This is a genomic window from Variovorax sp. 01T432, assembly GCF_056398605.1.
Window position 1 is genome coordinate 57601 of sequence record NZ_JBFTPS010000026.1, and the last position, 10614, is coordinate 68214.

9 protein-coding genes are annotated in these 10614 nt (G+C 66.7%); 5 read left to right on the top strand and 4 right to left on the bottom strand.

Features of this window, described 5'->3' with window-relative positions; genetic code table 11:
- Positions 1-6 precede the first annotated feature (6 nt).
- Together gatA and gatC are read right to left on the bottom strand one after the other, a co-directional pair.
- Complete coding sequence (gene gatA / locus AC1DNF_RS19975; RefSeq protein WP_478150353.1) at positions 7-1503, bottom strand: Asp-tRNA(Asn)/Glu-tRNA(Gln) amidotransferase subunit GatA; 1497 nt, start codon at positions 1501-1503, stop codon at positions 7-9.
- Positions 1500-1799 (bottom strand): Asp-tRNA(Asn)/Glu-tRNA(Gln) amidotransferase subunit GatC, encoded by a 300-nt coding sequence (gene gatC, locus AC1DNF_RS19980; RefSeq protein ID WP_478150354.1) that lies wholly within the window; start codon positions 1797-1799, stop codon positions 1500-1502. The genes gatA and gatC overlap by 4 nt, the downstream gene beginning before the upstream one ends.
- A gap of 232 nt (positions 1800-2031) precedes the next feature.
- Here gatC and AC1DNF_RS19985 point away from each other — a divergent pair, with 232 nt between their 5' ends.
- From AC1DNF_RS19985 to mrdA, 4 genes are all read left to right on the top strand, one after another.
- On the top strand, positions 2032-3075 hold the full coding sequence (locus AC1DNF_RS19985) for a rod shape-determining protein (RefSeq protein WP_162565416.1): 1044 nt from the start codon (positions 2032-2034) through the stop codon (positions 3073-3075).
- A gap of 77 nt (positions 3076-3152) precedes the next feature.
- Entirely contained in the window at positions 3153-4175 is a 1023-nt protein-coding gene (gene mreC / locus AC1DNF_RS19990; RefSeq protein WP_478150355.1) for a rod shape-determining protein MreC, read from the top strand.
- Entirely contained in the window at positions 4172-4693 is a 522-nt protein-coding gene (gene mreD, locus AC1DNF_RS19995; protein ID WP_478150356.1) for a rod shape-determining protein MreD, read from the top strand. The genes mreC and mreD overlap by 4 nt, the downstream gene beginning before the upstream one ends.
- A 64-nt stretch (positions 4694-4757) precedes the next feature.
- Positions 4758-6731 carry a penicillin-binding protein 2 gene (mrdA, locus tag AC1DNF_RS20000; protein ID WP_478150357.1) on the top strand — a complete coding sequence of 658 codons (1974 nt, stop codon included), beginning with the start codon at positions 4758-4760 and terminating at the stop codon, positions 6729-6731.
- A gap of 289 nt (positions 6732-7020) precedes the next feature.
- Here the strand turns inward: mrdA and amaB are convergent, their stop codons facing one another.
- Positions 7021-8559, bottom strand: coding sequence for an L-piperidine-6-carboxylate dehydrogenase (gene amaB / locus AC1DNF_RS20005; protein ID WP_478150358.1), 1539 nt, complete (start codon positions 8557-8559; stop codon positions 7021-7023).
- A 195-nt stretch (positions 8560-8754) separates the two neighbouring features.
- On the opposite strand from amaB, the gene AC1DNF_RS20010 reads away from it, so the two are divergent.
- Complete coding sequence (locus AC1DNF_RS20010; protein WP_478150359.1) at positions 8755-9753, top strand: LysR family transcriptional regulator; 999 nt, start codon at positions 8755-8757, stop codon at positions 9751-9753.
- On the opposite strand, the gene AC1DNF_RS20015 is transcribed toward AC1DNF_RS20010, so the two are convergent.
- On the bottom strand, positions 9653-10510 hold the full coding sequence (locus tag AC1DNF_RS20015) for an IclR family transcriptional regulator (RefSeq protein ID WP_478150360.1): 858 nt from the start codon (positions 10508-10510) through the stop codon (positions 9653-9655). The two genes, AC1DNF_RS20010 and AC1DNF_RS20015, sit on opposite strands and share 101 nt — an antisense overlap.
- Positions 10511-10614 lie beyond the last annotated feature (104 nt).

A 10614-nucleotide genomic window follows, 5' to 3' on the forward strand; every position in this document is an offset into this window, starting at 1 on the left:
TGCCCCTCAATAGCCCGCGGGCACGCGCTGGTGCCAGTCGGTCGACTGCTGCAGGCGGTGCGCCGCGTTGAGCAGCCGGGCTTCGCCGTAGTAGTTGCCGATCAACTGCAGTCCCACAGGCATTTCATCCTCGCCAAAGCCGACTGGCAGGCTCATGCCGGGCAGGCCGGCGAGCGAAGCCGGGAGCGTGAAGATGTCGGCCAGGTAGTCGGCCACCGGGTCATCGCCATGCTCGCCGAGCTTCCAGGCCACCGTCGGCGAGGCGGGTCCGGCGATCAGATCGCACTGCCGGAAAGCCTGCTGGAAGTCGTCGGCGATCATGCGACGGACCTTCTGCGCCTGCAGATAGTAGGCGTCGTAGTAGCCGTGGGAGAGCACGTAGGTGCCGATCATGATGCGGCGCTTGACCTCGTCGCCGAAACCTTCTTCGCGCGTCCTGGCGTACATGTCGGCCAGATCGCGGTATTTTGCGGCGCGATGGCCGAACTTGACGCCATCGAAGCGGCTCAGGTTGCTCGAGGCCTCGGCAGCCGCGATGATGTAATAGACGGGAATGGACAGCTGGGTGCGCGGCAGCGTGATTTCGACACGCCGGGCGCCCAGCTTCTCGTATTCGGCGAGCGCGGCGTCGATCGCGGCGTGAACCCCTGGCGCCACGCCGTCACCCAGGAATTCCTTCGGCACGCCGATGCGCAGGCCTTCGAGCGAGTCGCCCAGGCGACTCGAATAGTCTTCCGCCGGCTTGTCCAGCGAGGTCGAGTCGCGGGCCGTATCGGGGCCGCACATGGCCGACAGCAGCAAGGCGCAATCCTCGGCCGAACGTGCCATGGGGCCCGCCTGATCGAGGCTGGAGGCGAAGGCGACCATGCCGTAGCGCGAGGCGCGGCCGTAGGTGGGCTTGATGCCGGTCACGCCGCAGAAGGAGGCGGGCTGGCGGATCGAGCCGCCGGTGTCGGTGCCGGTCGCTGCCGGCGCGAGGCGGGCAGCCACCACCGCGGCACTGCCACCCGAGGACCCGCCGGGAACGCGCGTCGTGTTCCAGGGATTGCGCACGGACACGGGCTTGTCGAACCCGAGCGCGGGCACGGCGACGTTCTCGTTGGCCGAACCCATCGCGAATTCGTCACAGCTGAGCTTGCCGAGCGTCACCGCGCCGGCGTCGGCGAGCCGGCGCACGACGGTGGCGTCGAAGGGCGAGCGGTAGCCCGCCAGGATGCGCGAGCCCGCCGTCGTGGGCAAATCGGCGGTGACGAAGATGTCCTTGTGGGCGATCGGCACGCCCGCCAGCGCCGGCGCGGTGCCGGCGGCGATCCGTGCATCGGCCGCACGGGCCTGGGCCAATGTCAGGTCCTCGTCCATCGCGACGAAGGTGGCCAGGTCCTGGTGCTGCCTGATTCGGGCCAGATGATGCCGCGCGGCCTCGACCGCCGACACCTTGCGCTCGCGCAGGGCCGCGGCCAGAGCGCTCACGCCCATTTCATGCAGTTCGCGTCCGGCGCTCATTCGATCACCTTCGGGACGAGGAACAGGCCGTTTTCGACCGCTGGCGCGCTGCGCTGGTTGGCTTCGCGGTCGTTCTTTTCGCTGACCACGTCCTCGGCGAGGCGCAGCGTGATGTCTTCGATGGTGGCCACCGGATGGGCGAGCGGCTCGACGCCGGCGGTATCGACCGCACGCATCTGCTCGACCAGTTCGAAGAAGCCATTGATCTGGCCGAGCATTCGCTCGCTCTCATCGGGTGCCAGCTGGAGCCTGGCGAGCGAGGCGATGCGCGCAATATCGGAGGAAGTGAGGGACATCGAAGAAAACGAAAGACTGATCGGGGGGGTATAACCAGCAGGGCCGTACCCCGTAAAGGTACGTCTGAGCGCTGTAACGACGGGGGATTCAGGTATTATCCCGCCTTTGCCGCAACCCCCGCGAACGCGCCGGCATTTGCCGCAAAAACGTTTCAAACCACCCCCGTCAAACGACCCAAATAGAGGGCGACGGCCTGCCGACGCGCACGCCGTGCCCCAGAGGAATTCCACAATGTTTGGAGCTTTCCGTCGGTACTTTTCTACCGACCTCGCGATTGACCTCGGCACGGCCAATACGCTGATCTTTGCTCGCAACAAGGGCATCGTCCTGGACGAGCCCTCGGTCGTCGCCATTCGCCACGAAGGCGGCCCGCACGGCAAGAAAGTGATCCAGGCCGTCGGCCGCGAAGCCAAGGCCATGCTCGGCAAGGTACCCGGCAACATCGAAGCCATCCGTCCCATGAAGGACGGGGTGATCGCCGATTTCGTGATCACCGAGCAGATGATCAAGCAGTTCATCAAGATGGTGCACCCGCGCTCGCTGCTCACGCCGAGCCCGCGCATCATCATCTGCGTACCCTGCGGCTCGACCCAGGTCGAGCGCCGTGCCATCAAGGACGCGGCCGAGGCCGCAGGCGCCACTTCGGTGTACCTGATCGAGGAGCCCATGGCGGCGGCGATCGGGGCCGGCCTGCCTGTGTCCGAAGCCAGTGGCTCCATGGTCGTCGACATCGGCGGCGGCACCACCGAGGTCGGGGTGATTTCGCTCGGCGGCATGGTCTACAAGGGCAGCGTGCGCGTTGGCGGCGACCGCTTCGACGAGGCCATCATCAACTATATTCGCCGCAACTACGGCATGCTGATCGGCGAGCCCACCGCCGAAGTGATCAAGAAGACCATCGGCTCTGCCTTTCCTGGTTCCGAAGTCAAGGAAATGGAAGTCAAGGGTCGCAATCTCAGCGAAGGCGTCCCGCGCAGCTTCACGATCAGCAGCAACGAAGTGCTGGAAGCGCTGACCGATCCGCTCAACAACATCGTTTCGGCCGTCAAGAATGCCCTGGAGCAGACGCCGCCCGAACTCGGGGCGGACATTGCCGAGCGCGGCATGATGCTGACCGGCGGGGGCGCGCTCCTGCGCGACCTCGACCGCCTGCTGGCCGAGGAAACGGGCTTGCCGGTGCTTGTGGCGGAAGACCCGCTGACCTGTGTGGTGCGAGGCTGCGGCATTGCGCTCGAGCGCATGGATCGGCTCGGAAGCATCTTCACGAGCGAATAATGCTGGCGATGCGCAAACGGCCGGCCCGTGCTGCTTGCACAGGGCCGGCTTTTTCAATTTAAGGCAGTCCTCCTTCCATGCCGCTCGGTACGCTCGATCGCACCGCGCCACCCTTGTTCAACCAGGGGCCCTCGGCGCTCAGCAAGCTGATCTTCTTCAGCACGCTGGCGCTGTTCCTGATGGTGGCCGATGCGCGTTTCAACATCCTGCGGCCGGTGCGGGCGGGCATCGGTGCGGTGTTGTATCCCGTTCAGTGGATTGCGCTCAAGCCGGTGCGGCTGGTCGTGGGCGGTGGACGCTATCTCGAGGATCTGCAGACGGCGCAAGCCAACGAGGACGCCGCCCGCAAGGCGCTCGCCCTGCAATCCGAGCGCGCGGGCCAGGCCGATACCCTCGCGCAGGAAAACGCCCGGCTGCGCTCGATCCTGGAACTGCGACAGACGACGCCGACGCCGGGCCGGGCGGCCGAGGTGCTCTATGACGCCGCCGACCCTTACACCCGCAAGGTGGTGATCGACCAGGGGCTCATGCAGGGCATCGCAGCCGGTTCGCCGGTGATCGACGAGAACGGCGTGGTTGGCCAAGTCACCCAGGTCCAGCCCTTCACCAGCGAGATCACGCTGGTGATCGACCGGGATCTTGCGATTCCCGTGCAGAACACGCGCACCGGCGCGCGCAGCGTGGCGTTCGGCGACGCCAGTGCGCACGGTGCCGGGCTCGAACTGCGCTTCATGGCTGCGAACGCGGATGTGCAGGAGGGCGATCTGCTCACTACCAGCGGGGTCGACGGCGTGTATCCGGCGGGCCTGCCCGTGGCCAAGGTCGATCACATCGAACGCCGGGCCGACTCCGCCTTCGCGCGCATTCATTGCGAACCCCTGGCCCACGTCACCGCCGCGCGTTACGTACTGGTACTGGCGCCGACTGGCGCGCAGGCGCCGCCGAAGCCCGCGCCGTCGACGCCGGAAGCTGCCGCCGCGAAGAAGAAGGCCGACAGGGCCGCCGCCAAGGGCGACAAGGCCGTGGACCGGAAGGCGGACAAGGCTGCGGAAAAAGCTGCAGACAAGGCTGCGGCCAAGAAGGAAGGCAAGCCGAGATGATCATGCGCCCAGGCCAGCAGCAGCTCCTGTTGCCCGTCAGCCCCTTGTTCATGTGGTCGAGCCTCATCGTGGCGCTGCTGCTCAACATGGTCCCGGTCGGGCGCGCGGCCTGGACGCCCGACCTGCTGGCGCTGGTGATTGTGTTCTGGAGCGTGCATCAGCCCGCGCGCATCGGCATCGGCGCGGCCTTCGTCTTCGGCCTGCTGATGGACGTGCATCAGGCCGCGATGCTGGGCCAGCACGCGCTCTCCTACACCACGCTTGGCTTCTTCGCGGTCATGATTCACCGTCGCCTGCTCTGGTTTCCGGTGTTCTCGCAGGCGCTGCAGGTGCTGCCCCTGTTCGCGTTGTCGCATCTGATCGAACTGGCGATCCGGATGATCGGCGGCGGCATTGCGCCGGGCTGGACGATCCTGATTTCGCCCCTCATCGAGGCCGCGCTGTGGCCCTTTGTCAGCGTCCTGTTGCTGGCCCCGCAGCGCCGAACGCCGGAACCGGATGCCAATCGGCCGCTCTGACAGGCGGTGCCACGCCGTCCCGACGGTTGTCTCCCGCATCCACGCCATCTAAGCTGCATTTCCCATGACCGAAATCCGCAACGTTGCTGCCGACCTCCTGCGCTTCAAGCGCCGCGTGTTCGTCATCGGCCTCGCGGTGCTCACCGCGTTCGGGCTGCTGTGCGCCCGGCTGGGCTACCTGCAGATCATCCGGCACGAGGACCTGGCGGAGCAGGCGGAAAGCAACCGCACCGCCATCGTTCCGGTGGTACCCAATCGTGGGCTGATCCTGGACCGCAATGGCATCGTGCTCGCATCCAACTACTCGGCCTACACGCTCGAGATCACACCATCGAAGGTCGCCGATATCGACGAGACCATCGACAGCCTGAGCGAAGTGGTCGAGGTCTCGACGCGGGATCGCCGGCGCTTCAAGCGCCTGCGCGAGGACTCTCGCAGCTTCGATTCCGTTCCGATCCGCACGCGCCTGAGCGACGAGGAGGTCGCCCGTTTCGCCGCGCAGCGCTATCGCTTTCCTGGCGTGGAGATCAAGGCGCGGCTCTTCCGCAACTACCCCAACGGCGAGACCGCCAGTCATGTGCTGGGCTACATCGGCCGCATCAACCAGACCGAGAAGGGGGCGATGGAGGACTGGGAAGACGAGGACCAGGCCAACTACAAGGGAACGGAATACATCGGCAAGCTCGGCGTCGAGCAGAGCTACGAAAAGACGCTGCATGGCCAGACCGGCGTCGAGCAGATGGAGACATCGGCGGGCGGACGCGCCGTGCGCCGCCTCGCGGGCCATCCGGCGACCCCGGGCAACACCGTCATGCTCTCGATCGACATCAAGCTGCAGAAGCTGGTGGAGGACATGTACGGCGACCGGCGCGGCGCGCTGGTGGCGATCGACCCCAAGACCGGCGAGATCCTGGCCTTCGTGAGCAAGCCGACGTTCGATCCGAACCTGTTCGTCGAGGGCATCGACAGCGAAAGCTGGAAGGAACTCAGCGAGTCGATCGACAAGCCGCTGCTCAACCGCGCGCTGCGCGGCACCTATCCGCCCGGCTCGACCTACAAGCCGTTCATGGCCCTGGCCGCACTGCAGACGGGCAAGCGCGGGCCCAGCGTGGTGGTCAACGACCCGGGTTACTACAACTTCGGCGGCCATCGCTTCGGCAGTCCGGAAGGCAATATCGGCGGTGTCGACATGCGGCGGGCGATCCAGCTGTCGAGCAATATCTATTTCTACTCGCTGGCCAACGACATGGGTGTGGACTTGATCCACGATTCCATGAAGCCGCTGGGTTTCGGCCAGATCACCGGCATCGATATCGGCGGCGAGTTGCGCGGCGTGCTGCCCAGCACCGAGTGGAAACGCAATGCCTACAAGCGGCCCGAGCAGAAGAAGTGGTATGCGGGTGAAACGATTTCGCTCGGCATCGGGCAGGGCTACAACAGCTTCACCATGCTGCAGCTCGCGCAGGCCACATCGATCGTTGCGGACGGCGGCATCAAGCACAAGCCCCATCTTGTGCTCGCAACGCGGGACACGGTGACCGGGCAGGTGAAGCCGGTCGAGCAGCCGCCCGCGGAGGACCTCCACTATCCGCCAGCCAATGTCGCCGTGGTTCGCGATGGACTGGTGGCCGTGGTCACCGCCGGTACCGCGCGCGCCGTCTTCAGCGGCGCCGGCTACCAGGCGGCCGGCAAGACCGGAACCGCACAGGCCGTCACGCAGGCGCAGAACACCAAATACAACGCGCGCGCCCTCGAGGAGCACCAGCGCGACCACGCGCTCTTCATGGCCTTCGCGCCGGCCAACGATCCGAAGATCGCGCTGGCCCTGGTCGTGGAGAACGCCGGCTGGGGTGCCGGGGCGGCCGCGCCCATCGCACGACGCGTGTTTGACTACTGGCTGATGAACCAGTATCCGAATGAGGCCGATCTGGCGGCCATCCAGGCCGGCAAGGCCACGGCGCCGATCGGCAAGCCCCGTGTCGCGAGCGAGGTGGCGTGGCCGCCGGCTGGCCCTGGCACGCCGGCCACCGCGCCCTGACGCGCAGAGAAGCCCAAGAAAAGAAGCCAAAAAAAGAAAAGGCGCCGACCAGCGGCGCCTTTTTCAAGAAAGGGCATCTCGTGCGGATGCCTCAATGAGCTTATGGTTCTGCTTCTGCGAAAGATGTCTCCTCGGTCCCCCGCGCTTCGGGCAGGCCCGTTTGCGAGTGGCGAGACTTTATTCGGCGCACCGTCCCAGTGCATTGGGGATTACCCCGCTGCTGTCTCATTTGCTTGCGATCATTTGTGTCAAGAAGTGACAAGAGGTTGCGGGTCTTGCGCTTCGCTTCTCAAGCGCCGATATCGAAGGTCACGCCTTGCGCCAGGGGGAGGGCGGTGGAGTAGTTGATGGTATTGGTGGCGCGGCGCATATAGGCCTTCCACGCGTCCGAACCCGCTTCGCGCCCGCCGCCGGTTTCCTTCTCGCCGCCGAAGGCGCCGCCGATCTCCGCGCCGCTCGGTCCGATGTTGACGTTGGCGATGCCGCAGTCCGAGCCCGCGCTCGAAAGGAAGCGCTCGGCCTCGCGCACGTTCAGCGTGAAGATGGAAGACGACAGCCCGGCTCCCACCGCGTTGTGCCACGCGATGGCTTCGTCCAGCGACTGGTAGCGCATCACGTAGAGGATCGGCGCGAAGGTTTCCCGCAGCACAGGACCGGCGTGGGTGCCGAGTTCCACCAGCGCCGGGCGGACATAGCAGGCCGCGTGGCCCTCGATGCCGCTCACGCGGCCGCCGCCGTGTATCTTGGCGCCCGCATCCCGGCTTTCCTGCAACGCCTTCTGCATGGCATCGAGGGCTGCGCCGTCGATCAGCGGCCCCACCAGGGTGCCAGCCGCGCGCGGATCGCCCACCTGTACGCTTTCATAGACGTTGACCAGGCGCGGCACCAATGTTTCGTACACGCTCTCATGCACGAACAGGCGGCGCAGCGTCGTGCAGCGCTGGCCGGCCGTGCCCATCGCCGAGAAGGCGATGGCTCGCAGCGTCAGATCGAGGTCGGCTGAGGGCGTGACGATGGCCGCGTTGTTGCCGCCCAGCTCCAGGATGGCACGCGCGAAACGCGCGGCCAGCCGCGGCGCGATCTGGCGGCCCATGGCCGTCGAGCCGGTGGCCGAGAGCACGGCCACGCGATGATCGTCCACCAGGACTTCGCCGACGTCCCGTGCGCCGATCAGGAGTTCCAGCAGTCCCTCCGGTGCGTCGCCGAAGCGCGCCAGCGCGCGCCGGGCGATGGCATGGGTGGCTATCGCGGTGAGCGGGGTCTTCTCGGACGGCTTCCAGACCACCGCGTTGCCGCAGACCAGCGCCAGCGTCGCGTTCCAGGACCAGACCGCCACGGGGAAGTTGAAGGCCGAGATGACGCCGCACACGCCCAGCGGGTGCCAAGTTTCCATCATGCGGTGCTCGGCGCGCTCGGTGGCCAGCGTCAGGCCGTAGAGCTGGCGCGACAGGCCCACGGCGAAGTCGCAGATGTCGATCATTTCCTGCACTTCGCCCGCGCCTTCGGAGGGAATCTTGCCGGCTTCCAGCGTGACCAGACGGCCGAGGTCCGCCTTGGCGGCGCGCAGCTCTTCGCCGAGCAGGCGAACCAGTTCGCCGCGGCGCGGGGCTGGCACGCTGCGCCAGGCCTGGAAGGCTGCATGCGCCCGCCCGATGGCTCGTCCGGCCTCGGTCGGTGTGGTTTGAGCGATTGTGGCAATCGGCTCGCCGGTGATCGGAGAGCGCACGGGCAGGTCGCCGCCGGTGTAGGCGGCGCGGGGCACGCCCAGCCGCTGCAGGATGTGGTCGACTTCGGTGGCAACGGAAGAGGCAATGTTGGCTTCGGGCATGGAGATTCGCAATGAAGGGGACAGACGCCAATATCCGCCAGGCAGCGCCGGTTGCATAGCAAAAAATCGGAACGACTTGATGCGCTGGAGGAATGAACCAAAGGCTGGATTTCATTGGCGGCGCCGAGCCCTACTCGGCGCCAGGGTTGAAGGGTCCTGTATGGTCGGGTCAGATCATTCCCCGACTGCATGACCATGTTCCGCAAGACCTTCCTGCCGCCCGTGGGCGACCTGCTGGCCTTCGAGGCTGCCGCGCGCCATGCCAGCGTCTCGCGCGCTGCCGACGAGTTACACCTGACGCAAAGCGCCGTCTCCCGCCAGATCCGGCAGCTTGAGCGGCAATTGGGCGTGGCCCTGTTCCATCGCGTACGCCAGCGCGTGGTCCTGACCGATGCCGGACGGGTCTATTCGGCCGATGTCCGGGCGGCGCTGCAGCAGTTCTCCGGTGCGACGCAGAAGGTGATGGCCTTCTCCGGCGGCGGCGGACTGCTGAACCTCGCCGTGCTGCCCACGCTGGGCACGCGCTGGCTGATTCCGCGCCTGGGCGATTTCGCGCTGCGGCACCCGGAGGTCACGGTCAACCTCGCCGCCCGCTCCGAGCCCTTCGATTTCGCCCATGAGCCGTTCGACGCCGCGATCCATTTCGGGGCGCCTCATTGGGCGGGCGCGGCCTGCGAGTACCTGATGCATGAAGAGGTCGTGCCGGTCTGCAGCCTGGCCTACCGGCACCGGCACGGCATACAGCAAGTGCAGGATCTCGCCTCGGTCGTGCTGCTGCAGCAGAGCACCCGTCCGACCCAGTGGACCGAATGGTTGGAGCAGGTCGGCGGCAGCACGGCACACGCGTTGCGCGGGCCGCGCTTCGAGCAGTTCGCCATGATTGCGCAGGCGGCGGTGTCCGGCCTGGGAGCGGCGCTGCTGCCGCGCTTCCTGGTCGAGGCGGAGATCGCCTCCGGCGCCCTGGTAGTGTTGTTCCCCCAGGTGCTGACCAACGCGGGCGCCTATTACCTGGTCTATCCGGAGTCGCGCGCACAGACGCCGTTGCTGCTGGCCTTCCGCGACTGGATCGTGGGGCAGGCCCGGTCGGTGGCGCTCAGCCCGCCGCAGGCGCACCCGGCGCCGCGATCCGTTGCGCCGACGGCGAACTCGCCAGGCTCTGCGCAGGGCGGCGCAGTGTCGCGTCGAAAGGGTTGATCCTCGGGCCGATGGCAGCGGCTTCTCGCTTGAGCAATTCGACCACCGTCGGCAGGCGATCGGCGTTGAGCCGGTCGGCGATGGTGCCTACGCTCAAGGCGGCCACGGCCCGTCCCTCGCGGTCGCAGATGGGAACAGCGACGCCGGCCATGCCTTCCAGCAGGCCAGTGCTGCGTCCGGCATAACCCACCTGCCGAACGTGCTCGATTTCCGTCCTCAGGTAGACCTCGTCGTAAACGCCGTACTCGCGCACCCGTGACAGGTTGAAGCGGATGATCTCCTCGCGCTCGGCCTGCGGCAGGAACGCGAGGATGGCCAGCGCGCCCTGACCCACACCCAGGGCGATGCGGCCGCCCACGTCGCCGGTGAAGGAGCGGATGGGAAAGGGCCCTTCGCTGCGGTCCAGGCACACCGCATCGAAGCCGCTGCGCGCCAGCAGAAAGATGCTGTCGCCCAGGCTCGCGCACAGGCGCAACAACACGGGCCGGCACAGCGTTCGCAGATCGCCGGGGTTGCCGGCGTTGGCCGCCAGCGCGAAGAAGTCGATGCCCAGGCGGTACAGCTTGCTGCGCGCGTCCTGCTCGACCATGCCTTCGGCGACCAGCGACTGCAGCAATCGGTGCGTGGTGGCCTGTGTCAGGCCCACGGAGCGTGCGATCTGGGTCACGCGGCCGCCCTCCGCCTGCACCGCGGCGAGCGCCCGGATCACGGCGAAGACGCGCGGCACGCCGCCAGTGGCCGTCGAGGGGGTATCCATGCTTCGTCCTGTGGAATATCGACAGTCTAGTTTAGGTCACAAATTTCAGTCAATGGAATAAATTAGAGAAACATTCTGTTTAGTGAAATACCCTATGCGTGTTG

Bases quoted from the DNA above. Each gene is read 5' to 3' on its own strand.
- gatA (WP_478150353.1), bottom strand. From the start codon at position 1,503: ATGAGCGCCGGACGCGAACTGCATGAAATGGGCGTGAGCGCTCTGGCC.
- gatC (WP_478150354.1), bottom strand. From the start codon at position 1,799: ATGTCCCTCACTTCCTCCGATATTGCGCGCATCGCCTCGCTCGCCAGG.
- AC1DNF_RS19985 (WP_162565416.1), top strand. From the start codon at position 2,032: ATGTTTGGAGCTTTCCGTCGGTACTTTTCTACCGACCTCGCGATTGAC.
- mreC (WP_478150355.1), top strand. From the start codon at position 3,153: ATGCCGCTCGGTACGCTCGATCGCACCGCGCCACCCTTGTTCAACCAG.
- mreD (WP_478150356.1), top strand. From the start codon at position 4,172: ATGATCATGCGCCCAGGCCAGCAGCAGCTCCTGTTGCCCGTCAGCCCC.
- mrdA (WP_478150357.1), top strand. From the start codon at position 4,758: ATGACCGAAATCCGCAACGTTGCTGCCGACCTCCTGCGCTTCAAGCGC.
- amaB (WP_478150358.1), bottom strand. From the start codon at position 8,559: ATGCCCGAAGCCAACATTGCCTCTTCCGTTGCCACCGAAGTCGACCAC.
- AC1DNF_RS20010 (WP_478150359.1), top strand. From the start codon at position 8,755: ATGTTCCGCAAGACCTTCCTGCCGCCCGTGGGCGACCTGCTGGCCTTC.
- AC1DNF_RS20015 (WP_478150360.1), bottom strand. From the start codon at position 10,510: ATGGATACCCCCTCGACGGCCACTGGCGGCGTGCCGCGCGTCTTCGCC.